Annotated in this window: 19 protein-coding genes and 5 tRNA genes; 18 read left to right on the top strand and 6 right to left on the bottom strand. The window is 42.3% G+C overall.

The window, feature by feature from the left end; genetic code table 11:
- The first annotated feature begins 104 nt into the window (after positions 1 to 104).
- From C505_RS22750 to C505_RS0116725, 7 genes are all read left to right on the top strand, one after another.
- A complete protein-coding gene (locus C505_RS22750; protein WP_018693788.1) occupies positions 105 to 2,951 on the top strand; it encodes a TonB-dependent receptor plug domain-containing protein in 2,847 nt (948 codons plus the stop codon).
- Positions 2,952 to 3,022: 71 nt separating this feature from the next.
- A complete protein-coding gene (locus C505_RS23855) occupies positions 3,023 to 4,159 on the top strand; it encodes a sensor histidine kinase (RefSeq protein WP_018693787.1) in 1,137 nt (378 codons plus the stop codon).
- Between the two features lie 79 nt (positions 4,160 to 4,238).
- On the top strand, positions 4,239 to 5,972 hold the full coding sequence (locus tag C505_RS0116745; RefSeq protein ID WP_018693786.1) for a putative bifunctional diguanylate cyclase/phosphodiesterase: 1,734 nt from the start codon (positions 4,239 to 4,241) through the stop codon (positions 5,970 to 5,972).
- 149 nt (positions 5,973 to 6,121) lie between these two features.
- Positions 6,122 to 6,259 (top strand): ATP-binding protein, encoded by a 138-nt coding sequence (locus C505_RS24440; protein ID WP_018693785.1) that lies wholly within the window; start codon positions 6,122 to 6,124, stop codon positions 6,257 to 6,259.
- A complete protein-coding gene (locus tag C505_RS0116735) occupies positions 6,252 to 6,668 on the top strand; it encodes a response regulator (protein WP_018693784.1) in 417 nt (138 codons plus the stop codon). Before C505_RS24440 ends, C505_RS0116735 begins: the two co-directional genes overlap by 8 nt.
- Before the next feature lie 32 nt (positions 6,669 to 6,700).
- Positions 6,701 to 7,780, top strand: a complete 1,080-nt coding sequence (locus C505_RS22740; protein ID WP_018693783.1) for a sensor histidine kinase — start codon at positions 6,701 to 6,703, stop codon at positions 7,778 to 7,780.
- A gap of 10 nt (positions 7,781 to 7,790) precedes the next feature.
- Positions 7,791 to 8,231, top strand: coding sequence for a response regulator (locus tag C505_RS0116725; protein ID WP_018693782.1), 441 nt, complete (start codon positions 7,791 to 7,793; stop codon positions 8,229 to 8,231).
- A 38-nt stretch (positions 8,232 to 8,269) separates the two neighbouring features.
- Here C505_RS0116725 and acs read toward each other — a convergent pair whose 3' ends face one another.
- On the bottom strand, positions 8,270 to 10,210 hold the full coding sequence (gene acs, locus C505_RS0116720) for an acetate--CoA ligase (protein ID WP_018693781.1): 1,941 nt from the start codon (positions 10,208 to 10,210) through the stop codon (positions 8,270 to 8,272).
- 106 nt (positions 10,211 to 10,316) lie between these two features.
- Between acs and C505_RS0116715 the strand changes: the two genes are divergently transcribed.
- The 3 genes from C505_RS0116715 to C505_RS0116700 all read left to right on the top strand — a co-directional run bounded on the left by C505_RS0116715 (position 10,317) and on the right by C505_RS0116700 (position 13,365).
- Positions 10,317 to 11,543 carry an aminotransferase class V-fold PLP-dependent enzyme gene (locus tag C505_RS0116715; protein ID WP_018693780.1) on the top strand — a complete coding sequence of 409 codons (1,227 nt, stop codon included), beginning with the start codon at positions 10,317 to 10,319 and terminating at the stop codon, positions 11,541 to 11,543.
- Between the two features lie 14 nt (positions 11,544 to 11,557).
- Positions 11,558 to 11,980, top strand: a complete 423-nt coding sequence (locus C505_RS0116710) for a SufE family protein (protein WP_018693779.1) — start codon at positions 11,558 to 11,560, stop codon at positions 11,978 to 11,980.
- A 404-nt stretch (positions 11,981 to 12,384) separates the two neighbouring features.
- Positions 12,385 to 13,365 (top strand): ion channel, encoded by a 981-nt coding sequence (locus C505_RS0116700; RefSeq protein ID WP_018693777.1) that lies wholly within the window; start codon positions 12,385 to 12,387, stop codon positions 13,363 to 13,365.
- 258 nt (positions 13,366 to 13,623) lie between these two features.
- On the opposite strand, the gene C505_RS0116690 is transcribed toward C505_RS0116700, so the two are convergent.
- Complete coding sequence (locus C505_RS0116690; protein WP_211215091.1) at positions 13,624 to 14,799, bottom strand: glycoside hydrolase family 5 protein; 1,176 nt, start codon at positions 14,797 to 14,799, stop codon at positions 13,624 to 13,626.
- 259 nt (positions 14,800 to 15,058) lie between these two features.
- Positions 15,059 to 16,630 carry an ATP-binding cassette domain-containing protein gene (locus C505_RS0116685; protein ID WP_018693774.1) on the bottom strand — a complete coding sequence of 524 codons (1,572 nt, stop codon included), beginning with the start codon at positions 16,628 to 16,630 and terminating at the stop codon, positions 15,059 to 15,061.
- A gap of 347 nt (positions 16,631 to 16,977) precedes the next feature.
- Between C505_RS0116685 and gloA the strand changes: the two genes are divergently transcribed.
- On the top strand, positions 16,978 to 17,367 hold the full coding sequence (gene gloA, locus C505_RS0116680) for a lactoylglutathione lyase (protein ID WP_018693773.1): 390 nt from the start codon (positions 16,978 to 16,980) through the stop codon (positions 17,365 to 17,367).
- 349 nt (positions 17,368 to 17,716) lie between these two features.
- Positions 17,717 to 18,700 (top strand): L-tyrosine/L-tryptophan isonitrile synthase family protein, encoded by a 984-nt coding sequence (locus tag C505_RS0116670; RefSeq protein ID WP_018693771.1) that lies wholly within the window; start codon positions 17,717 to 17,719, stop codon positions 18,698 to 18,700.
- A gap of 85 nt (positions 18,701 to 18,785) precedes the next feature.
- Here the strand turns inward: C505_RS0116670 and C505_RS0116665 are convergent, their stop codons facing one another.
- Entirely contained in the window at positions 18,786 to 18,995 is a 210-nt protein-coding gene (locus tag C505_RS0116665; RefSeq protein ID WP_018693770.1) for a cold-shock protein, read from the bottom strand.
- Positions 18,996 to 19,464: 469 nt separating this feature from the next.
- On the opposite strand from C505_RS0116665, the gene C505_RS0116660 reads away from it, so the two are divergent.
- The gene (locus tag C505_RS0116660) at positions 19,465 to 19,689 is read left to right on the top strand and encodes a hypothetical protein (protein ID WP_018693769.1); all 225 of its coding nucleotides are present in this window, start codon (positions 19,465 to 19,467) and stop codon (positions 19,687 to 19,689) included.
- 106 nt (positions 19,690 to 19,795) lie between these two features.
- On the opposite strand, the gene uvrB is transcribed toward C505_RS0116660, so the two are convergent.
- Both uvrB and C505_RS0116650 read right to left on the bottom strand, forming a co-directional pair.
- The gene (gene uvrB, locus C505_RS0116655; RefSeq protein WP_018693768.1) at positions 19,796 to 21,808 is read right to left on the bottom strand and encodes an excinuclease ABC subunit UvrB; all 2,013 of its coding nucleotides are present in this window, start codon (positions 21,806 to 21,808) and stop codon (positions 19,796 to 19,798) included.
- On the bottom strand, positions 21,805 to 23,205 hold the full coding sequence (locus C505_RS0116650; protein ID WP_040440176.1) for an MATE family efflux transporter: 1,401 nt from the start codon (positions 23,203 to 23,205) through the stop codon (positions 21,805 to 21,807). The genes uvrB and C505_RS0116650 overlap by 4 nt, the downstream gene beginning before the upstream one ends.
- A 567-nt stretch (positions 23,206 to 23,772) precedes the next feature.
- Between C505_RS0116650 and C505_RS0116645 the strand changes: the two genes are divergently transcribed.
- The 5 genes from C505_RS0116645 (at position 23,773) to C505_RS0116625 (ending at position 24,237) form a co-directional block, all read left to right on the top strand.
- A tRNA-Asn gene (locus C505_RS0116645) sits at positions 23,773 to 23,849 on the top strand.
- A gap of 19 nt (positions 23,850 to 23,868) precedes the next feature.
- A tRNA-Asn gene (locus C505_RS0116640) sits at positions 23,869 to 23,945 on the top strand.
- A gap of 18 nt (positions 23,946 to 23,963) precedes the next feature.
- A tRNA-Asn gene (locus C505_RS0116635) sits at positions 23,964 to 24,040 on the top strand.
- A 21-nt stretch (positions 24,041 to 24,061) separates the two neighbouring features.
- Positions 24,062 to 24,138 (top strand) — tRNA-Asn (locus C505_RS0116630).
- A gap of 22 nt (positions 24,139 to 24,160) precedes the next feature.
- Positions 24,161 to 24,237: transfer RNA gene (locus tag C505_RS0116625), tRNA-Asn, on the top strand.
- Positions 24,238 to 24,272: the final 35 nt, after the last annotated feature.

Below are 24,272 nucleotides of genomic sequence, written 5' to 3'. Positions count from 1 at the left end.
TTCCAGTGTAATTTCTGGTTTTAACTCGGAAAAATTACGCAAAAATGTAATGTACCTGATATGATCACAGCATATAAATAATTCTTTTGTATGGGAATACATTTATGCGGTGGCATGAACCGGTCGTCAATCTGAGCTTCACAGCATTACTTTTCGCCGGAAGCTCCTCTGTATATGCCTCTCAGTTCGCGCAAGACAATGATGAAATCGAACGGATCCAAGTCACGGGTTCACGAATTTATCAGGAAAGCATAGTTTCTCCTTATCCTTTAACGGTGATGGACGAAGCCATGATCGAACGTTCTGGCGCTGTCAATATCGGTGATTTACTCAATCAGCTCCCTTCTTTTCACGCTGGAACTTCTCAGCAGACAACCACTGAAGAAGTCGGTGCTGTCGGCAGCAATTTTCTTGATTTAAGAGGACTTGATGCAATCAGAACACTTGTACTGGTGAACGGAAAACGACATGTTCCAGGACAAGCAGGCTCCTCGCAAGTCGATATCAATACCATCCCTGTCAGTTGGATCGAACGTGTGGAAGTGATCACAGGTGGAGCCTCCGCTGTATACGGCGCAGATGCTGTCACAGGCGTGGTCAACTTTATTCTTAAGGAACGCATTGAAGGCGTTGAGTTACACGCACAAGGCGGCCGTGCGGATGATAGTAATTTTTCTGAATATCAGTATGGCCTCTCTGTTGGGCATAATTTCGCGGATGATAAAGGAAACCTCGGCTTCTCACTTGAAGTTGCGGGCCAAGACACGTTGCTTTCAAAAGATCGCAGCTTTCCCTCCTATGCAACCATGGATCATCCAGATAATGAACCAGGTATTCGGGATGGGGTCCCAGATAAAGTACATGTCAGAGACGCCGGAAACTACTGGTATCAGCGGAACGGTGCTTTTCAGTCACCCGATGGTACTTGGTATCTTTTTGAACCTAATGGCAATTTTCGAGAAATGAAGCTCGGAAACTTTTTTGATGACTTCCGTTGTGCTGGTGACTGTGATCAGGACCCTTTTTTAGATGAACAGGTCCTACAGCCGGAATATAAGCGCATCACAGCGAATGCAAAGGTTCAATACGAAGTCTCAGAAGATAGGATCATCTATGTTGAGGCGAAACGAAGTAAAGTCACAGGAACAAACACAGGCCCCTATATTTTCACAGACCAAGAAGAGATTAGCCGTGATAACGGATTTATTTCCCCCGAGTTAGGTAAGTTTATGGATGAACTAGAGATGACGACCATTCCTATCACCAAAGTTTTCTCCGATATGGCCAAACGAAGAGAAGAAAATACACGTCAGGTGACTCAAGGTGTTTTAGGATTTGAAGGTTTGCTGATCAGCGAATGGATGCTTGATGTGAGCTTTGTATGGGGACAAATGGACGGTGAAAGCAAGAACTTTAATAACCTTATCTCAGAACGCTGGGCATATGCTTTTGATGCAGTCATTGACCCAATCACGAATCAAGTTGTTTGTCGCGCAACCTTGGAGGCACCACCAGATACGCCTGATGTTGAAGGTTGTATCCCAGTGAGCCTCATCGGTTCGAACACGGTTTCTACAGCAGCAGAGCGTTGGGCGACAACGACAACAAGCACGATTGATAAAGTCTTTCAAAACGTTTTTTCTGCTTCTTTGGCACACCCTGCAATTGCAGAGCTTCCAGCAGGAGACCTTTCAATCTCCTTTGGTATAGAACATCGCCGCGAGAAAAGCGACTCTCGCCCTGATCCATTCATCGTTGAAGGGGTCACTGAATTTTCCGGTGCCCAGCCTGTGCTTGGAAAAGTCAAAGTTTCTGAAGCATATAGTGAGTTATTGATTCCGCTCTTTTCTGGCTACGCCTTTATGGAGCAATTTGATTTCGACATAGCAGGTCGCTGGGCTGATTATTCAACGTCTGGTGATAATTTTACCTGGAAACTCGGCTTAAACTGGGAAATAACATCATCGATTAAAACACGAGCAACAGTTTCCAAAGCAGTGAGAGCGCCCAATATTAATGAGTTATTTCTTCCCCAAAATGGAAATTTCGACGAAGTGTTTGATCCATGCGATATCAAGGCAGTGAGTGATACTGACAATGTGGAACGTCGAAAAGCAAATTGCCAAGCACTTGGGCTTTCTGACGATTTTGAAAGCTCAGTTAATCCATTTATTTTCGGCCTTGATAGTGGAAACCCCAACTTAAAACCTGAAACATCTCATAGTCAAACGGTAGGCGTTGTTTATACCCCAGATTTCTTGCCTGATTTCTCAATGGCAATTGATTATTGGAATATTGAAATAGACGATGTGATCAAACCACTCAGTGGACAGAGTAACGCTATTTTGTGTGTTGATCACCCAACTGGTATTCAAAATGACTTTTGTGCCCAGATCACCCGCGACCCAGACACAGGTGAAATCACCCAGTGGCGTTCCAAATTTCAAAACCTGGCAAAAAGTGAAGCTTCGGGCCTTGATATAGAGTTGAATCACAGCCTTAGTACTGATTACGGCGATTTGAGCACGCAACTCATCGCCACACACTTAATCAAGCAAGAGGGGCTGTCCTTTCAAAATGATCCTACATCAAAAAGTGATGATCGAGAAGAGTTGGGAAACCCAAAATGGCAAGGGCTATTGAACCTAGACTACTTCATCGATAAATTTTCTGTTGCATGGACCACCCGCTACCTGGATCGACAGTTTTTTGATAGCAAAGAAACAATCCAAAAAAACCCAGAAGCCTACCTTCCGAAATACGTCGGCTCAGTCACCTATCATGACGTTCAAATCGGCTATGAATTTCTCCCACAGGTAAAAGCTTATGCAGGCGCACAAAATGCGTTTGATAAGGATATCCCCCTCGGATTTACAGGTGTAGTTGGAGGCACAGCACAATACGATAATGTTGGGCGCTCATTTTATGCAGGGATCCGTTATCAATTCTAAATTGTGGAAAAGCGAAATTGAGATATAAACTCAATAAGATAGAAACAAATTCATCCGAATAAAAAGATAGAATGAAAGAACCCAAGCACTATCTCAAAGAGGAGTTATATCATAAAATTCAATCCGATCCGGCAACTTTTGAATGGCTGGAGCAGGTGTCACTTGATGGGATCTGGTATTGGGATCTGGAAAATCTGGAGCATCAGTGGCTCAGCCCAAGATTGAAAGCAACTTTCGGCTATGAGATTGATGAAATCCCTCATTCACCCACTTGGTTGCAAGAGAATATCTTCCCAGAAGATCTACAAGTTGCGATGGATAATTTTAATGGTCATCAAGCAGACTCCAACCACATTTACGATCAAATTGTCCGATACAAGCACAAAAATGGCTCAACAGTTTGGATCCGTTGCCGCGGCTTAATTATTCGTGATGGATCCGGCAAGCCGACCCGGATGCTCGGTGCACATACAGATGTCACCTCGTTGAAAAAGACTGAGCTTGAACTTGCAAAAAAACAAGAAGAACTGGAGCGCTCAAATCAAGAGCTAGAAGAATTTGCATTTATCGCCTCTCATGACTTAAAAGCCCCTGCAAATGCCATCCGGAAGATTGTAGACTGGCTGGAAGAGGATTGTTACGAAGTCCTTTCTCCAGAATCGAAATCGCATTTTTCACTCCTCAAAAAGAGAAGCGATCGAATGTTGATGCTTCTCGAAGATTTACTCATGTACTCGCGGGTTGGACGTAAACACTATGATATCGAAGCTGTTTCTTTAGCAACAACAGCAAAAGAAATCTTTTATTTATTATCAGACTCGCAAAATTTTACCCTAGAATGCATGGATGCCAACCTTGAGATACAGCGAACTCCATTCGAACTCGTTTTACGAAACCTGATTTCCAACGCCATCAAGCACCACCATCAAGCATCAGGAAAAATTTCCATCACAGTTGAATTACTCGAAGATGCCTATGAGTTTTATATTCAGGACGATGGACCGGGTATTCCCGAGTCACTCCATCACAAAGCAATGGATATTTTCCAGACCTTACAACCAAGAGATAAAGTCGAAGGAAGTGGCATTGGATTAGCATTTGTCAAAAAAACAGTAGAGAATTACGGCGGTCAAGTCCGGATCGATTCCGATAGCCAACACGGGACCTGTATGATCATCACTTGGCCTTATAATTCGGAGAATACCTGAACAAAAGACTCAATTGTATCGAACACTGAATGAATTAAGCTAAACTTGATCGTATCAGACTCGTCCCTATTTTATAGTCATGGATATTTTACTCATAGATGATGATGAAATCGATCGTTTAGAACTGATTCGCGTACTCAAGCGCAGCCCTTTGCAATGCCAAATTACTGAGGCAGAAACAGTTGATGAAGGGCTTGCAATATTAACCAACCAACGGTTTGATCTCATTCTTCTCGACTATATGATGCCCGTTAAAAGGGGCACGGATCTGCTAAACGAAATCAAAAAGGCAAACCCTGATCATCAATATGTCATCATCATGATCAGCAATTGGAGTAATGAAGAGTTATCGATTCAATGTATTAAAGAAGGAGCACATGATTTTATTATTAAATCAGAAGTCAGTGCCCCTCGCCTCTGGCGAACAATTATTCATGCAATGGCCCGCCATGAGATGGGCAAAGAGCTCTATAATGATTATTTGGAATTTAAGACCCTTGCAGAGAAAGATCATCTCACAAAATTAGCCAATCGTTATAAATTCGAAGAAGTCGCCAGTGATTTAATCAAGCAGGCTAGCCGATGTGCTCTCAAGCCCGCTGTACTTCTTTTTGATATTGACCACTTTAAATGGATTAATGATACCTACGGACATGATATTGGTGATGAAGTACTGACTCGGATGACCAACGCTGTTAAACGTATGCTCCGCAAAAATGAGCTCTTTGCACGTCTTGGCGGAGATGAATTTGCAATTCTCATCCGGCAGTTTAAGGATATTCCTTCGATTGTGAAGTTGGCACAGCGTCTTCTCAAAAACTTAGATACTTGTTTTTCTATTGGAAATTTACAAATTAAGATCAGTATCAGTATCGGTATTGCTGTTTACAATGATGAACTTCAAGATTTAGATGAGGTGTTAAAGTTTGCAGATATTGCGCTATACCGCTCTAAGGAAAAAGGAAGAAACCAACTCACTTTCTTTGATGAAGACCTCCAGCAAGCCTATTTAAAACGCCACTGGATGGAAGAAGCGGTCAAAAGGGTTTTCCTTGAAGATAAAATACAATCACTGTATCAACCTGTCTTTACGACACAGACCAAGCGATTAACTGGGTTTAAGTCCACTTTGATTTACCCAATTGATGATATCGATGACTCCACGGAAGAGTTTTACTCTCTGATGGAAGAGTCTTCATTGATGATCGATATTGGTTATTGGGAAATGAATACCGCAATGAAAACCATTGCGACTTGGAACACAAAATGTGCGGATCCTTTATCAATGACGATCCACCTTACAAGTCGTCAGCTCACGGACCCAAACCTTGTTGACTTTGTCGAAACCTTGCTCCACCAACATCAAATCATTGCTCATCATATTTATTTTGAAATTTCTGAAGACGCATTGGATAAACGTTTTGATGAAAAAGTAAAAGTCCTTTCCGCCCTTCAGAACATCGGTGTCCAGCTCTCACTCGGCAACTTCGGTGTTGGTGCTTCTTCTTTCGCATTACTTCAATCCATTCCATTCAAAACCGTCTGTATTGAACATCATATCCAAACAAAGGCTGAATTAATGCAACCAGAGTTTCTTAAAGGCATGTGTATGATGATCAAAGCGATGGGACTCAAATTACTAATGAATCATATTGCACAGCAAGACGACATCAATTGTTGTGCCGATTGGGCAATTGAGTTTATACAAGGTGATTTTTTATCCCCACCTTTAGCGGATTCCGAGATAGAAAGGCGGTTCTTGATTCCTTTTTGGGACATGAATTCAGACCTTCAAGTTCCTCAACAAGGATAAAAATCAGAGAATATTGAACGACAAGATTCTTTTTTATGATCTTTAGATATGTGATGGTGGACTAAGTATCTCTGTAAACATTCAAGCAAAAGCATTTGAAGCATTCCAAACGCTCAAACCTAGAGAAGAGGTTGAGGACAGGAGTGCGTATGGGCTCAACTATCTGTAAAAAAATGATTGAAAACCAGGGAAGTAAACTCTTGATTGAGTCAGATGGTGCGAATGGCACCACAATTTCCATCAAGTGGCCTATCCCAACTCATGGCCAAGGTGATCACAATGAATAACAACGAAGTCACACTTTTTTTAATTGAGGATGATGATGTTGACGCAATCACAGTGGAACGCGCACTCAAAAAAAGACGGATCGCGAACCCTGTGATCCGTGCAAAGGATGGGATGGAAGCATTATCTCTTTTGCAAGAAAACAAAGTACCAAAGCCTTATATCACCCTATTAGACTTACGGTTACCAAGAATGAACGGTATTGAGTTCCTTGATGAGATACGTAAAGATGAGTTGCTACACGATATGGTGGTTTTCGTATTAACCACCTCCCATGACGAACGAGATATTAAAGCAACCTATGAGCATAATATTGCAGGCTATTTTATCAAAGAAAGCGCGGGAGATGAGCTACTTGGTATCGCGGATATGCTGCAAGGTTACTGGCGGATCGTTTGTTTACCCAGCTGAACTTTATTCTGCATAAAACATGAGTAATGCCCATGAAAAAAGCATTTGATATTCCTGAGTTGGAAATCATTATGGATACCGTACTTGACGGTTTCATCATTATTGATGATATGGGGGTGATCCAAAGCTTTAACCAATCCGCTGTCAAAGCCTTTGGTTATCAAGCGGAAGAAGTCATTGGAAAGAATGTCAGTATGCTCATGCCAGAGCCTTACCGGGTTGAACACGATCAATATCTTGCTAATTATAAAGATACCGGGTTAAAAAAAATCATCGGCATTGGCAGGGAAATCATTGCACAACGTAAAGATGGGAGCTGCTACCCGATGGAGTTAGCCGTCAATGAGATGCAACTTGACGGCCAGCGGTACTTTGTGGGAACCATTCGAGATATTTCTGAAAGGGAGAATTTGATTAAAGAGTTAAAACGCTCGAACGAAGACCTTGAGCAATTCGCTTATGTCGCTTCCCATGATTTAAAGTCGCCCCTGAATGGCATTAAAAAGCTTGTCAGCTGGATAGAAAAAGATCACGCAGAAAATCTTCCTCAAGAGGCGATAGAGCATTTTGGGATGATCAAAAACCGTGCAGACAGGATGACGAAGCTCTTAAATGATTTACTTGAATACGCCAGAGTCAATACAAAGCTATCAGACAGCGAAACAGTCGACCTACATAAGCTTTGCCACCACACACTGAGTTTGGTCAAAAACAACGACGCTTTTGAACTATCAGTGCCACAAGCCCACATCAATTTATCCCGAACAGGATTACAAATTGTGATGTTGAACCTCATTAGTAATGTCATTAAACACCATCATCAATCCCATGGCATCATCGAAGTTGATATCTCGCCTTGTACTGGTGGCTATAATTTGTCTGTGACAGATGATGGACCAGGGATCCCAGAACAGTATAAAGATCGAATATTTGAAATGTTCCAAACACTGAAATCCCGTGATCAAGTCGAAGGCAGCGGTATGGGGTTAGCGATGGTGAAAAAAGTTATCGCTTTTTATGGCGGAAAAGTATCCCTTGATATCACGTATACATCCGGCTGCCGTGTTCAAATTTTCTGGCCTTCAAAAAATAATACTTTCTCGATGGGATAAAGGCTGTACGATGACAACACATGCAAACCAAGTCACATTATTTGTCGTAGAAGACGACGATGTTGACTATATCGCAATACAGCGAAGCTTACAGCATTTAAAAATAGCAAACCCACTCGTGAGAGCCACTGATGGTCAAGAAGCGCTGGAGATGCTACAAAGCAAATCGATTCAACATCCATTTATCATGCTGCTCGATTTACAAATGCCCAGAATGACAGGGCTGGAGTTGTTATCAACAATACGTAATAACTCAGATTTCAAAGACACCATTGTTTTTATATTGACCACCTCTGACGACGAGAGTGATATTGTTGCCAGCTACCAACATAATGTGGCCGGCTATTTTGTGAAAGATGAAGTGGACAAAGAGTTTTTCGATGTAATTTCTTTATTGGATGGCTATTGGCAAATTGTGCATCTGCCAGGAAATTCGGAATCAAATCAATGAGCACAAGCCGATGCCTATGCTCACTCAGTCTAATCGGGTTAATCATTCAATGCATTGATCAAATGATTGACCACAGAAGGGTCTGCCAGTGTTGAGGTATCACCGAGTTCATCCGCCTGCCCATTCACAAGCTTACGGATGATCCGGCGCATAATTTTCCCAGAACGTGTTTTAGGTAATGCAGGTGACCAAACGATTTGCTCCGGTCGAGCAATTTTACCAATCTTCTCTGCTACAAAGTCTTGCAACTCAATTAAAAGCGCATCTGACTTCTCGACACCAGTCATTGGCGAAACAAACGCAACGATTGCTTCTCCTTTAATATCATGGCCCTGCCCAACGACAGCAGCTTCTGCAATTGCAGGGTGAAGCACCAAAGCACTTTCAACTTCAGCGGTCCCAATCCGGTGTCCAGAGACATTTAAGACATCATCTACACGTCCCGTGATCCAGTAATAACCATCTTCATCCCGTTTCGCCCCATCTCCCGTAAAGTAATAGCCTGGATATTGGGAAAAATAGGTTTGCTTGAAACGGTCATGATCGCCATATACAGTGCGCATTTGTCCGGGCCAGCTTCGCTTCATCGCAAGATATCCTTCAGCAGCCCCTTCCAGCTCATTGCCTTTTTCATCCAATAAGACTGGCTCTACACCAAAGAAAGGTCGTGTGGCTGAGCCTGGCTTCAGTGACGTCGCACCTGGCATTGGTGTGATCAGCATCCCCCCCGTCTCCGTCTGCCACCAGGTATCTACGATTGGGCAGCGCTGTTCACCCACAACATCATAATACCAGTGCCAAGCTTCTGGATTAATCGGCTCACCAACTGTCCCAAGAATCCGTAGTGAAGATCGGTCATGTTTTTTGACTGGGTCATCCCCTAAGCTCATCAAGGCACGGATTGCCGTCGGGGCTGTGTAGAAGATATTGACCTGATGCTGATCAACTATTTGCCAAAATCGAGATGCATCCGGGTATGTCGGTACACCTTCAAAGACAAGTGTGGTCGCACCGTTGGCAAGTGGACCATAAAGAATATAGCTATGACCCGTGATCCAACCCGCATCTGCGGTACACCAGAAAACTTCCCCTTCTTTATAATCGAACACCATTTTGTGGGTGAATGCAGCGTACAAGAGGTATCCAGCTGAAGTATGCATGACCCCTTTGGGCTTTCCGGTAGAGCCTGATGTATACAAAATAAAGAGGGGATCTTCTGCATCATTGACTTCAACAGGACACTCAAGGGCTTGCTTTTCAACGAACTCATGCCACCAGATATCTCGGTCCTGTTGCCATTGATTTGGTGTTTGCTCCGTCACTTGAACGACAAAAACTGATTCAACATTCGGGCATTGCAGCAAAGCTTGGTCGGTATTGTCCTTTAAAGGTATCGTTTTACCACCTCGGACCCCTTCATTTGCTGTGACAACAACCTTACAATCAGAGTCTTGGATCCGCGCAGCCAAACTCTCCGGCGAGAATCCACCAAACACGACACTATGAATCGCACCAATTCTGGCACACGCAAGCATCGCCACCATGGTTTCTGGGATCATTGGCATGTAAATACACACGCGATCTCCCTTTTCAACGCCTTTTGTTTTAAGTGCATTGGCAAATTGGCAAACTTTATGATGTAGCTCTAGATAGGTAATATGCTGAACATTGCCTGGCTCATCGCCTTGCCAGATGATTGCAGTCTGATTCGCCCGAGTTGGGAGGTGGCGATCGACACAATTGTAACAAACATTGAGTTTTCCACCAGCAAACCAACGGATGTCGGCTTGATGATAATCGACTTGTGAGACTTCCTGCCAAGGTTCTATCCAAGTTAAATATCGCTCAGCCTGTTCTGACCAAAATTGCTCCGGCGATTCCAACGACTGTTGATAAATGGATTGGTAGTCCTTTGCTGTGATATGGGCCTGTTGTTCAATTGATGGGAAAATATCATATTCTTTTTGTAATGGATTCATGTATGTGTCCCCTTCCTAATTTCAGGTACACATTAACCAGCAATGAATCGGACGACAAGATATTTTTTTTCTAAGAAATTACGTAAAATAACGGAAAGAAGAAACGATGGTATCAAATGAGGTTCTTTTGGAGTACCAGGCTCAATTCCCTTTTTTAAATCAATCAATCGATAAACCTATCGTTTATCTCGATAGCGCGGCAACGACCCAAAAGCCAAAATGTGTCATTGACGCGCTCAATCAACACCTGTTGAATTTCACTGCAAATGTACATCGTGGAGGACATCGCCTAGGCCGAGAAGCAACCGCACAGTTTGAAGCTGCCCGAATCGCTGTACAAGGCTTTATCAATGCAAAACATGCCCACGAGATCATTTGGACCAGCGGCACAACTGAGTCCATCAATCAACTTGCGAATATCCTTTCTGGACAAATTCAGCCTGGAGATACGATTGTTACAAGCATATTAGAGCATCATGCCAACTTCGTCCCTTGGCAACAAATGGCACAACGACAAAATGCAAACTTTTGTGTGGTTCCATTGGATGAAAGTCAAACGACGGTTTGTATGAAGTCATTCCGCCAGATGCTTGAAAAGCAACCAAAGATTGTCGCCTTATCTCATGTGAGTAACGCACTGGGTACAATCCATGAGATAAAAACACTTTGCCAACTTGCCAAGAATGCAGGAGCTTTCGTGATCGTCGATGGTGCTCAAGCCATTGGACACTTACCTATTGATGTACAAGCACTTGGGTGCGACTTTTATACCTTTTCTGGCCATAAGATGTATGCACCCGATGGGATTGGCGTCCTGTACGGTCGTGAAGATTTATTAGAGGCCCTTCCACCTTGGCAATTTGGTGGGGAAATGGTTAAAAGAGTTTCGGTTGAAGAAACCACATTCAACCAGCTCCCATACAAGTTTGAAGCAGGAACACCAAATATTTCGGCCGTCATTGGTCTCCATACTGCGATAGATTTCCTCACCCAATTCGATCAATCTCAACGTTTAACTCACGAACAGCAACTGCTTCATGCAATGTATGATGGCCTTTTAGAGATAGATGGGATCTGTCTTCTCAGTCCGCGCGAAAATAATGTGGGTGTCTTATCTTTTACCGTTGAAGACGAACACCATGCAGATATTGCAATGATGCTTGATCAGTTCGACATTGCTGTCCGTGCAGGTCATCATTGTGCAATGCCATTGATGGGGGCATTGGGAACTTCTGGGTCTACTCGTGCCTCGATCGGCCTGTACAATACAAAGGAAGACATCGACTACTTTATTCAATCCCTCAACAAAACAATTCGGCTATTAACTGTATGAGCAACGATCACCTAATGAATAACTTTGAATCAACGCTGAGCTACGCCGAGCTTTTAGATTTATTTGAGAAAGCAAAAGGCTGGGAAGAGAAGTACAGACAAATCATGCTGCTTGGTAAGCAATTAAAGCGTCCTGATGGATCGCTACTGATTGAAGCAAATCAAGTGGAAGGATGTGAAAGCCAGGTTTGGATGGTCATTCAAAAACAAGAAAATACGTTGAATATCATTGCTTATAGCGACTCGAAAATTGTCCGAGGGCTAGTTGGATTGTTACTCATCGCAATCCGCGAACTCAAGCTGGAAGAGATTGCCGTTTTCGATGCCGAGGCATTCTTCCAAACTTTAAAGCTAGAATCACATCTCAGCCCATCAAGAACAAATGGCCTCAAAAGTTTGATTGATCATATGATCGCGGCAGCAAAGAATGAGATTTGACTCGTCTCATTCTTTTTATCAATCGGGGAAGAGAAAAACTTGATGGGTAAAGCTTAGGAAAATTCACGCGGCAGTAATTTAAATAACAAAGCACCGACAAAACAGGTTGCAGAGCCGACGTAAAGGACTTGAAAGACAGCTTCTACGATTTCAAACAGGGTCATCATTTACTCTCCAAGTGTAGCGCACTGCCAGTATACCCTGTTCATCTCAAAACAGCTAGAGGTAGCAAGCACTTTGGAAGCTATCAACCCCATCTTTTATGATTTTTTTTCTTACCAAAAATCATATACTTAAATGACTTTAGAATGATTATCGTTATTCGGTAAGATTTATTTATTTGAAAACCAGTTAATTTCCTTTAAAACTTATCCTATGTTCTCAAAAAGTCAGCCAAAAGGAGTATGAGCGAGAAGCCGCTTTGTAAGTACGTTGCGCCAGATGGCTCCAGCTGCAAAGAAATCGACATGGGTGCTGGTTTTTGTTTTTGGCATGATCCTAAGTTTGATAAAGCTGGCCTAGATCTGAAAGACAAACTTGAGCGCTATGCCGCCAACGGTGGACTCATGCAAGGCTTAAAGCTTAAGCGTGCGAACTTGGCTGGCGTCAATTTAGTCAAACGTGGCGATAAAGATGGCTACAACTTAAATGGCTCCGATTTTTATCGTGCTAATTTAAGTGGTGCCCATCTGTTTAATCTCAAGCTGGAGAACGGCTCCTTAATGAAGTCAGATCTTCGCGACGCCAACCTTCACTGTTGCCAACTCAAGAATACCAACTTACTTGGTGTCAAGCTCATGGGTGCCAAAATCGATAATATTGAAATTGGTGAAACTCTCTTTCAGGAAGGAGTGGCAAAAGATGCTGAGAAAAATAACGATATGGATATGGCACTCGACAACTACGAACAATCTGAAGAAATTTATCGAGATTTAAGAAAAGCGGCAGAGACACAAGGTTTGTTTGAACTCGCAGGTAAATATATGCACCGCGAATTGACCATGCGTCGATATCAGTACCCAATGTATTCGAATAAGCGAATTTTCTCGAAATTTATCGACTTGCTGTGTGGTTACGGAGAAAAGCCAATTAATGTCATTTTCTTTTCTTTAAGCCTGATCTTCATTTGTGCATGCTTCTACTTTTTCCTCGGTGTAGGCTCTCCAGATGACCCAATTCAATTCAATATTAAGCATGATGCAATCACAAATATGAGCCACTTCTTCTCCAGCCTTTACTACTCCGTTGTGACATTCACAACCTTAGGTTATGGTGATATCACCCCCTACGGGATCACCCGACTAGTCGCAGCAGTAGAAGCATTCTGCGGCAGCTTTACGCTAGCATTGTTTGTTGTGGTTTTTGTGAAGAAGATGACAAGATAGATACCGCCTAATGACCATTAAAAACTCCCTAAATGAGCACTGAAATGAACAAATCTGAACTCATCGGCAAAATCGCCCACGAAGCCGATATTTCAAATTCGCTCAACGGCAAAGTTGAAACTCACTGATGAACTTTCAGTCAGTGCCTTACTGACAACCATATCCTTTCATGCTTTAAAGTGTATAGAGAAAGGGTATCTGTGATGGAGTCTTAGAAAGCTCAAATTTTTACAGGCTCTATTTATATTTAGAAAAAAATCACAGTCGCTTTCGAATTATTTCAAATAATGCCGATGATTTTCGCTGAATCGGGTCGGGCTCCCCTTTTTCCATCGCATCCCAATATTTCCAGTGAACCTTTTTTACGCCAAGTTCATAATCCATTGCATCCCAGTTATCTTCTCTAAAACTATAGAATGCCCAATGAAGCCTATGCTGATCGATAACGTTTAAAACATCTTCGAGATAATTTTTACACCCAGGAAGCATTCTTACACAACCGAATTCACCTACCACTATGCGGTTTGAAGGTATTTTGCGTGCCTTTGCCCATCGAAGTGGGATCTCTAGATACTTAGCAACTTGATCCGCTCCCCAATACTGTACTCCATCACCATAAGGGACTTCTCCTGGGTAGGAATACGGCTTTTTACGTCTTAAATTTGGCCCACTTGTTGCCTCATAAGGTTCATACATATGGAAACTATAAAGGACTTTGTTATCCGTTAAAGCTTTAGGCCAGTAACTAAAAGCGTCTGCCGCTGCATACCACCCAGCATCCACCATAATCGGTGTATGCGTATCCACTTCTTGTATCGCTGCAATCACTTTTTCATAAAAAGCAACGAGGTCTCGGGAACCACCTTTTTCCTTTTTATACCAAGCCTGCATCACAGATTGAGTGGCATGCTCTCTTAGATCACTCTGCTTTTCAGGTGCTGGTTCATTGACAAGGTTGTAAGCAGCGATAGCGGGATGATCCTTTAGTTGTTTAGCCAGATCTTGCCAAAATTGAATCGCGGCATTCCAGTTCTTTTTGTCACGCCAAAGTCTATCATCAAATTTATCTCCATTATTTTGTGACCAGCGCATGAAAGGTAGAGACAATGGTGCAATCACAACTTTAATCCCTGCTTTGTTTGCAGCGTCAAGGGTTTCCAATAAAATATTCAGATCGTTAGTAGGGATTTTTTTGTATTGATCAGCATTACCAATCAAAAAGTCTTTCCTCTCTGGCTGCCATTTATCATAAGCCAACCTTACCCAGGTAGCGCCGTAATCTTTCAAGGCTTTATAATATTCAAAATCGGGAGGCAGACGATTAAAGCTATTGCCACCATGCTGTGGTGTGTTCCAAAACGCTGTCGAATCAGATGCAGATACACAACATGTTATCAGTAGTAATGCGGATAACAGTGGGTTGATTTTTGTCACTTCTTTCTCCATGAAAACTTCTATTTTGCGCTAACCAAGCTGGAATATTTTACCTTTATATCCTCCCAACTTCATGAGAAGCCTAGCAGGTTAAAACTGAATACTCGCTTAATGAATAATTTTAATTTATCAATAAAAACATAGGTTTGTTTTAATCTTCAGAGGTGGACAATCAGGTATCTATCAAAAAGATAAACTCTTTATTTTAACGACCTAAGGTTTGTCAATCTTTCATCAATGTCGCTGCATTTCCAATAAATCAACAGGCCCTATACCGACAGTTCACGCCAGTTTGATGAACAAACTCATCATCATGACTGACAAGTACGAATGCACCTCTATATTGGTTGAGTACATCCGCTAATAAGTTTTTCGAGTGAATGTCCAAGTGATTATCTGGCTCATCTAATAGTAATAATGGTTGAGCCGGGTGATGGCTCACAATCAGCATCGCAAGTTTCATTTTTTCTCCACCACTCAGAGTCCCAACCGGGAGATGTACACTTTCTCGACGAAAACCAATACCAGCAAGAAGTGTTCTCGCGTCACTCTCAAGTATCCTATAAGAGTCAGCTAGAACCTGTTCAAGTACAGTCAGCTTGTGATCAAGCCGGCCAAAATGTTGGTCAAGATAACACACCGAAGTGTTGACTTGTAAGGTCCCATTCATCAGTCCTTTTTCTCCACATATGGCTTTCAGGAGTGTTGACTTTCCAGAGCCATTCTTTCCATGTAAATGCAGCTTCGTTTCACTATTAATTTGTAAATTAATTGGCTGATTTGAACCGTAGGAAAGCATACCATTCACGATATTCACCAAATTTCGGCTGGTTGGATCACCATTTGGAATATATATTTTTTGAGGCTTCACTCTCTCCCGTTGCATTTCTAATTGTTCTAGTTTTTGCTTCAACTGCTTACGTTGAATCGCTTCATTTTTTAATCGATTAGAAATAGATGAAGTCGCTTGATCAAGCATCGCATTCAGTAAAAGCTTTGATTGCCCACCTTTTTTTCGAGTTTTATTTCCTAATGCTGCACGTTGCTCAAACTTTTCTTTGTTTTTTTGAGCACGCATCTCAAGCTGTTTTTGCTGTCTCTGCACACAACTAAACTGACGTTCAATTGCAGCTGACTCTTGGGATATTTTTTCTAAGTAGAAATCATAATTTCCACCGTATTGCTTGAGCCTAAGGTGACTTAACTCCCAGATTTGCTCCATGCTCCTCAGTAATTGCCGATCATGACTAATCAGCAGAATATATCCCTGATATTGGCTGATTTGATGGTTTAGCCACTGCTTCCCTTGTGCATCTAAGTGATTCGAGGGTTCATCAAGTATTAACAGCCCGGCATTTTGCTCAAAAAGATGCCATAACTGAAGCTTTGCAAGTTCCCCGCCACTCAATGAACTGCATGGCAGACATAAATCTTGCGGTAAATGATGTAAAGATAGCTTTTGGTTTAACTTCTCTTGAATCTCCCATTGTTCCCCCACAACATCAAACCACTTTGGATCGCAACTTCCTGACTCAATTTGTTCAAGCGCATATATGATATGATCGACATTCAGGTACTGTGCAATTGTTCGTTTTTGATGCCGCAACCCTAAAGAACTCTGGGTATACATCGCAATTGATGTATTCGCTGTCACAACACCTTCGGTTGGCAGACAACTTCCAGCGAGGATGGAAGCAAATATAGACTTTCCGGCACCATTTCGTCCCACCAAACCAACCCTGGGATTTGTCAATGTACAGGAAACCCCATTCAACAGTTGATCTCCATTCGCAAATTGATAACCGACTCGAACCGCTTGTAATATAGGCATTCGTATACTCCTGTTCAACACAGGGAAGTGGCATAGATAAATGAAAGCAATTTCAACCTTTTATCAAAGTTTGCGTTGAAACGAATTCATCATTGTGAAGCGCAATATGAGCGATGACGAAGTTACGCCGACTAACCCTGTAATCAATAAAAAATATGTCATTGATGGATAACAGGCTGTTAGTTGTTCATTCTGGCGTAAACTCCTTAAGAAAAGTTGGGGCAGTCTACCTCTATTTTTGTAGTCAATGCAAGCCTCTGATTCAAGCGAACTATCTCGATTCAATTATCAAATTGACATATCATTGCTTCGAATACGAATACTGATGATGGATATGAGGGCAAGCTATGAGATTATTACATACCATGTTGCGCGTTGGGGACCTCCAACGCTCTATTGAATTTTATACGAGTGTTTTAGGCATGAAGCTCCTCCGCCAAAGAGAGAACGAGGCTTACAGTTATACCCTCGCCTTTCTCGGTTATGGTGATGAATCAGATCATACTGTTTTAGAACTTACCTATAACTGGGGTGTTGATCATTATGAACATGGGAATGCCTTTGGACATATCGCGATTGAAGTGGACAATATTTATGATGCCTGTGCGCATGTCAAAAACCGTGGTGGGCTTGTGAGCCGTGAGCCTGGTCCAGTCAAAGGTGGCACGACAGAAATTGCATTTGTGAAAGACCCTGATGGATACGCCATTGAACTGATACAAAAGAAAATACAATAATCCTTTGCAATGCTTCAAATCATTTTGATATTTCCATAGACTCCTCCACTGTAGAAGGCGGAGTCTCCCCGCTACTTTCATTACCTTCCTTTGTGATTTCTCCCCACTTTCCGTTGACTCAACGACACAATTACGGATAGAACCAATAAAAAAGTTGAAATTTTTGAATGATTTATGGTTTGATAGAGCATGACATTTATTCAAAGAGAGGGTTCATATATTTCACTTTCATCTGACAATTTCATCGAAAAGGCGAGAATAATAACAATGAATCATGTTTGTTCCGTGGTCATATCCAAGGTAAAAGTCACGAGCCAGCAAGCCGTCAATAGGAAATTGGAGCACAATCATGGATGAAATCAGTCAGCTTAACTTACTCCCAACACATACGACAGAACGCTCCAGGCTCGCACAAAAAATACTCGATATGGCCTTGAGCTTTTCATACTATAATTTGTTTGAGCGGGTTTCTGAGACGTGTTCAACTCAAGCCGAGCAATTTTTTGCACATCAAAGGCATTTAATCAGAAGACAGCTTGAGAAAAACAACCCAATTTCTTTTACTTATATTGGCTTTCCTGCCAAATCTCCTAATCGAGACAAAACTATTTCTCACTTGCCAGATATGGCTGAGTTTCTAGCATTATCCCGTTTAAACCATTTAACTGAGTCCGTTCAATCAATCTACCCCCCCGGCGCAAAAGTCGTGATCTGCCAAGATGGTCATGTATTTAATGATATTCTGCAAATTCCTGACCAGCAGGTTGACGATTATGTACATGCACTTCAAGCGATTTGTCATGAAAATCAGCTTACTGGGATTTCATTTACACAGTTGGGTCAGTATTTTCCCAAAGCAAACAACTATGAAGAGCAACGAGCACAATTTATTCGCTCAAGCCCTATGATGTTAGAGGATATTCGACAGTCAATAAGACACAAAACCATGGAGAATATGCTTTTTAAAGGGATCCATCGGTTGATGTATGAAGACCTAATTGGTCTAGAGCCCGATCACTCCAGAACATACCACAGGAATCAAGCGAAAGATCTAGCACTCAGTGTCATGCATCGGTATATCGCCTGGGAGTACTTCATTCATCATCAATTTCCGGATGCAGTTCATTTCTCCCCTCACCCACTTTCCATTGAGTTTAGTCGAATTGGGTTACAGCTCGTTCCAAGCCATGATAGCTGGGCAACCCCCTGGCATCATGCAGCAATCCTTGATGGGAGTGCCTATTCATTGGTGAAATACAAAAGTGCCGTAAAGAAAAATACAATCCTCAAACAAAGTAGCCAAGGGTATGCTTACTTTGAGTTGATTGGATAAGAATTGAATTTTGGAGAAAAAAATGGCGCTGTGTTTACACAGCGCCATGAGACTAGTTTAGCAATTTGCTATCTGTAAGGAATCGTTAAAGGCGGACGATTTCCTGTGCTTGAGGTCCTTTAGGGCCTTCAGTTACCGTAAATTCAACTTTTTGTCCTTCAACAAGGGTTTTGAAGCCTTCACCCGTGATCGCGCGGAAGTGTGCGAACACATCTGGACCAGACTCTTGCTGAATGAAGCCAAAGCCTTTCGTTTCGTTGAACCACTTGACGGTTCCTGTTACTCTGTTAGACATAACAATATCCTAAAATTAATATATTTATTCGCCCTTACGGACCTTCAGCATTCAAACAGAACTAGGATTTGATGAGTTGGTAACATTCACTGAAAATGCATCCCAGCCATCAAACTAAAATTAGTGTGTTTGTATAACGCTCTCGCGATTCTATACCTTCTCGATGCAGAGTCAAGAAAAGATGCGATGTATCGACCCATTTTACAAGATAAATGACAAAGATCGACTTTCTATTATATTGTTGGCGCCTTTTCTTGAGCCTGCTTTGGGTATATCAAAGGAAAAGATATTGCACACCTCGTTAGCTCCGCGATTGAAATCTCATGACTTTCCATCTGAGTGAATAAAAAACACAATTTCGATGCATAAAAATTCTAATACTTTGGTTTAAATTTATGAGAGGATAGAAGCGATTGATCTCATAATAAAGTTGCACGGTAAAGGTTTCTCACTCAGTAGGAGGTAGCCGATGAACTCAGTCATGATGCATCAGGCAGATGTACTAAGAAATTTGATGCACGATAAAGACGACACAAAAGCACATCTTTATCTAGAAGAACTGATGATCCCTGTGGATGTTCAAGATCAAATCCTGACAGACATCTCCAGACTCGATAAACTCACATCTAAATCCATTGCAAATATTCTAGAACACCGAAGTTACTCAACAATCCCAGATCAAATGTGGTACTAGGTGTTTCTCATTATCAATTACGAGCCATAAAGTCATTCAGGGCTTCATTGAAGCCCTGAATGACTATGCTTTATTGATAAACCCTTCACCAGATTATTTTCATCAACTATGAGTGGATCAACATATCCTGCATGGTTTGTAACTGATCGCGAACTGCTGCTGCTTGTTCAAACTCCAAGTTCTTCGCGTGCTCAAGCATCTGCGCTTCAAGTTTCTTCATTTCTGCTGCAATTTCTTCTGACGATTTCGTGACCAAGACATGATCGCCAGTTGCCAACTGTTGCTGCTTCTGGGTTTGATCGTCGCCAACATCCATAATATCTGTGACTTTCTTTTGCAAGCCTTTCGGTACTATTCCATGGATTTCATTATGCTTTTGCTGTTTTTCTCGGCGTCGATTTGTTTCGTCAATTGCTTTCGCCATGGATTTTGTGATTTTATCCGCATATAGAATAGCTCGACCATTGATATTCCGTGCTGCACGGCCAATTGTCTGGATCAATGAACGTTCCGAGCGAAGAAATCCTTCTTTGTCCGCATCCAAAATTGCAACTAGCGACACTTCGGGCATATCCAAGCCTTCCCTTAGCAGGTTGATCCCTACCAGTACATCAAACTTTCCGAGTCGAAGATCGCGGATAATTTCAACCCGTTCAACTGTATCAATATCAGAATGTAAATACCGAACACGAACTTGGTGATCATGAAGATAGTCCGTCAAGTCTTCTGCCATTCGTTTTGTAAGCGTCGTCACAAGGATACGCTCTCCACGCTCTGTCACTTTGTGGACCTCTGAAAGTAAGTCATCCACTTGTGTTGTAACAGGGCGAACTTCAATCTCTGGATCAAGCAAACCTGTAGGCCGAACAACCTGCTCAGCGACTTCGCCAGAGGATTTATCCAGCTCATAATCGCCAGGTGTCGCAGAAACGTAAATCGTTTGCGGTGAAATCGCTTCAAACTCTTCAAATTTAAGTGGTCGATTATCCAAGGCTGAAGGTAAGCGGAAACCAAACTCAACCAGCGTTTCTTTCCTTGAGCGGTCTCCTCGATACATCGCACCAACCTGCGACACAGTAACATGGCTTTCGTCGATAACCATTAAGCCATCATCAGGAAAATAATCCAATAATGTCGGGGGTGGCTCACCAATTGCACGACCAGATAAGTAGCGGGAATAATTCTCGATTCCAGAACAATATCCCAACTCTACCATCATTTCGAGATCAAACATCGTTCTTTGGGTCACCCGTTGTTCTTCAACGAGCTTATTGAGATCTCTAAGTTGTGCTTGGCGCGATTTTAATTCAACCTTAATATCATCAACGGCATTCAGTATTGTTTGTCGTGGTGTGACATAGTGGGTTTTGGGGTAAATAGTGACCCTGGCAACCTGCTTTTCTACCGCACCAGTTAATGGATCGAATTGGCTGATTCGCTCAAGTTCTTCATCAAACAACTCAACACGATAGGCATATCGGTCAGAATCAGCAGGAAAAATATCAATGACATCACCACGCACACGATAAGTACCACGCTGAAAGTCGATGTCATTTCGAGTGTACTGAAGCTCAGCTAAACGCCTGAGTATTGCCCGCTGATCAACAATATCGCCCTGACGAAGATGCAGTAACATCTTCATGTAGGAGTCTGGATCACCCAAACCATAAATTGCAGAGACAGACGCAACAATAATAACATCTCTGCGCTCCATCAAAGCCTTTGTTGCTGAGAGCCGCATCTGCTCGATATGTTCATTAATCGAAGCGTCTTTCTCAATAAAGGTATCTGTTGTTGGCACGTATGCTTCTGGTTGATAGTAGTCATAATACGAGACAAAGTATTCAACCGCATTATTGGGGAAAAACTCTTTCATTTCCCCATAAAGCTGCGCAGCAAGTGTCTTGTTATGCGCCATAATCAACGTTGGTCGCTGTACCGTCTGGATCACATTAGCAATCGTAAAAGTTTTACCCGTCCCTGTTGCCCCTAATAGGGTTTGATGTGCAAGTCCAGACTCAAGACCATCGATCAATTGATCAATCGCTGTTGGCTGATCGCCCGCTGGTGCAAACTGTGATTGCAAATCAAATTCACGGTGTTCTGAAGAATGACTCATGATTTCCCCTGCTCTACCATACGTTCGTTGTTTTCATTCGCTTTGAAGTCACACGCTTTAAAGAGCGACATAAACCAGCGATTAGAAACCAAAGCGATAACAGCATTGCCAAGAACCACACCAAAACCAAGTCCTTCCAGACCGTAAAGAAGACTGCCTACATATGCAAAAGGGATCACACAGATAACATAGCGCAGTATGTTTAAAATAAGTGCTTGATTTGGTTTATGCATCGCATTAAAAGAAGAATTTGTCAAAATAGTTACTCCATAAACACCATGGCATAATGGGAATATCATCAACAGTAACTCGATAGTTTCTTGTACTGCAGGCTCTTTTGAGAAAACACGTGCAATCGGTCCTCGAAATAAAACAAGCAGTGCATAGACAAAAATTTGCCACACTAAAATAAACTTGGTGACCGTTGTATAAGCAATTTTGACTCTATCCAACCGATTGGCACCAAAGTTTTGACTAATGAATGGTGGTAAGGTCATCGTCAGTGCTAATGCAACAATCACAGCAATAGATTCAATTCTTGAAACCACCCCAAATGCAGCAACAGCTTCTTTTCCGTATGTTGCAATCATTGCAGTTAAAATTGCAGTGCCAAGTGGTGTCAGCATATTCGCTCCCGCTGCAGGTAAGCCAATCTGGAGCAATTTCCTGGAAATTTCTATAAATTGTTTGAAAGACTTGAGGTGTAAATGGATCAGACAACGACGTATTCCCAAAATATACAGCCCTGTTATCGAACCCAAAATCCACGAAATAATTGTCGCCAGCGCAGCCCCTTGAACACCTAATTCGGGGAATGGACCTAAGCCAAAGATTAATAAAGGATCGAGAATTGCGTTGACCAGTCCACCCAAAGTCATGATCAGGCTGGGCGTTTTTGTATCGCCGGAAGCTCGAAGAATACTATTTCCAACCATTGGAAAAACCAACATAAAACTACCAGCAAGCCAAACGTGCATATAGTCCGTGATATACTTCATTAATTCTGGCTTTGCGCCAAGGACTTTAAAAATTGGCTCGATAAAAATGAAACCAGACAAAGCTAGCAGTCCAGTCATTAAAGCGGAAAGAAGTAAAGCTGCTGTACCATCATATTTTGCATCTTCAACATCCCCTGACCCTAATGCCTTCGCAATAACAGCTGATGTACCAATCCCCATACCGATAACAAGGCTGATCACTGCAAATGTAACCGGAAAAGTAAAACTAATCGCTGCAAGAGGCTCTGTTCCTAGTAAGCCGATAAAAAAAGTGTCGACAAGGTTAAATGACATAAGAACAATCATGCTCCAAACAACAGGTACTGTCATTTTTCTTAAAGTCGTCGGTATTACACCATCTATAAATGCATTCTTAGAGTCGGTCGATTTTTCTGTCATATTCAGGCGTACTTACTTATTCAGGCATGCTCAATATCATTCGTGGGTTTGAATGGATTGATTCTTCCTCTTGAACTCATGAAATAACTTCTCGTTACTGAAAAGCCCCATTTGTCATTACACCTTGACCCGCTCCCCCAGAGTTACTAGCAGGAGGAATAAAGTGAAGTGAGTCAACTATTTTAATCGGGTTAATGCCCTAAAAAAAGAGTGTTCTCATAATTTTATTTGAGCAAAAAACAAACCAGACAGCTACACACGTTGCTACGCCAAGGTTCAAAGTGAATATCATATACCGTTCAACAAGGTTATCCACAGGAATCGTGGATAACCACTGATGAAGAAAGCACCAATATCATGATACGACCGCTGATTTTATCCTTTAATTTTGTTTTTTGAGCATAAAAACAACTATTTCTTTTTCCAATTCAATAAAATGGCGCAAAATAACTACAAGTCGTTTGGTCCGTGAGCAAACAGCAACTATTTTCATAGTTTCGTGCATTTTAATGTTGACAGATCTAGGCTTGGTCATTAAGATTGCGCCCCGTTGATAGCAAACACGCTTCCCCCTTAGCTCAGTTGGTTAGAGCGACGGACTGTTAATCCGCAGGTCCCCCGTTCGAGTCGGGGAGGGGGAGCCAAATTGACTATCGCATCGGTTCCCCCTTAGCTCAGTTGGTTAGAGCGACGGACTGTTAATCCGCAGGTCCCCCGTTCGAGTCGGGGAGGGGGAGCCAAATTCCGAATATATCGGTTCCCCTTTAGCTCAGTTGGTTAGAGCGACGGACTGTTAATCCGCAGGTCCCCCGTTCGAGTCGGGGAAGGGGAGCCAAAATATTCCAAAAAATTCGATTCCCCCTTAGCTCAGTTGGTTAGAGCGACGGACTGTTAATCCGCAGGTCCCCCGTTCGAGTCGGGGAGGGGGAGCCAAATTAAATAAAATCATATCGATTCCCCCTTAGCTCAGTTGGTTAGAGCGACGGACTGTTAATCCGCAGGTCCCCCGTTCGAGTCGGGGAGGGGGAGCCATATCTAACACCCCTACTCTCTTATTCATTATTACA

This window comes from Algicola sagamiensis DSM 14643, from assembly GCF_000374485.1.
Lineage (GTDB): Bacteria > Pseudomonadota > Gammaproteobacteria > Enterobacterales > Alteromonadaceae > Algicola > Algicola sagamiensis.
The sequence above is the reverse complement of the archived record's forward strand: the minus strand, read 5'-3'. Positions and strand labels throughout refer to the sequence as shown.

Bases quoted from the DNA above. Each gene is read 5' to 3' on its own strand.
- C505_RS22750 (WP_018693788.1), top strand. From the start codon at position 105: ATGCGGTGGCATGAACCGGTCGTCAATCTGAGCTTCACAGCATTACTT.
- C505_RS23855 (WP_018693787.1), top strand. From the start codon at position 3,023: ATGAAAGAACCCAAGCACTATCTCAAAGAGGAGTTATATCATAAAATT.
- C505_RS0116745 (WP_018693786.1), top strand. From the start codon at position 4,239: ATGGATATTTTACTCATAGATGATGATGAAATCGATCGTTTAGAACTG.
- C505_RS24440 (WP_018693785.1), top strand. From the start codon at position 6,122: ATGGGCTCAACTATCTGTAAAAAAATGATTGAAAACCAGGGAAGTAAA.
- C505_RS0116735 (WP_018693784.1), top strand. From the start codon at position 6,252: ATGAATAACAACGAAGTCACACTTTTTTTAATTGAGGATGATGATGTT.
- C505_RS22740 (WP_018693783.1), top strand. From the start codon at position 6,701: ATGAAAAAAGCATTTGATATTCCTGAGTTGGAAATCATTATGGATACC.
- C505_RS0116725 (WP_018693782.1), top strand. From the start codon at position 7,791: ATGACAACACATGCAAACCAAGTCACATTATTTGTCGTAGAAGACGAC.
- acs (WP_018693781.1), bottom strand. From the start codon at position 10,210: ATGAATCCATTACAAAAAGAATATGATATTTTCCCATCAATTGAACAA.
- C505_RS0116715 (WP_018693780.1), top strand. From the start codon at position 10,317: ATGGTATCAAATGAGGTTCTTTTGGAGTACCAGGCTCAATTCCCTTTT.
- C505_RS0116710 (WP_018693779.1), top strand. From the start codon at position 11,558: ATGAATAACTTTGAATCAACGCTGAGCTACGCCGAGCTTTTAGATTTA.
- C505_RS0116700 (WP_018693777.1), top strand. From the start codon at position 12,385: ATGAGCGAGAAGCCGCTTTGTAAGTACGTTGCGCCAGATGGCTCCAGC.
- C505_RS0116685 (WP_018693774.1), bottom strand. From the start codon at position 16,630: ATGCCTATATTACAAGCGGTTCGAGTCGGTTATCAATTTGCGAATGGA.
- gloA (WP_018693773.1), top strand. From the start codon at position 16,978: ATGAGATTATTACATACCATGTTGCGCGTTGGGGACCTCCAACGCTCT.
- C505_RS0116670 (WP_018693771.1), top strand. From the start codon at position 17,717: ATGGATGAAATCAGTCAGCTTAACTTACTCCCAACACATACGACAGAA.
- C505_RS0116665 (WP_018693770.1), bottom strand. From the start codon at position 18,995: ATGTCTAACAGAGTAACAGGAACCGTCAAGTGGTTCAACGAAACGAAA.
- C505_RS0116660 (WP_018693769.1), top strand. From the start codon at position 19,465: ATGAACTCAGTCATGATGCATCAGGCAGATGTACTAAGAAATTTGATG.
- uvrB (WP_018693768.1), bottom strand. From the start codon at position 21,808: ATGAGTCATTCTTCAGAACACCGTGAATTTGATTTGCAATCACAGTTT.
- C505_RS0116650 (WP_040440176.1), bottom strand. From the start codon at position 23,205: ATGACAGAAAAATCGACCGACTCTAAGAATGCATTTATAGATGGTGTA.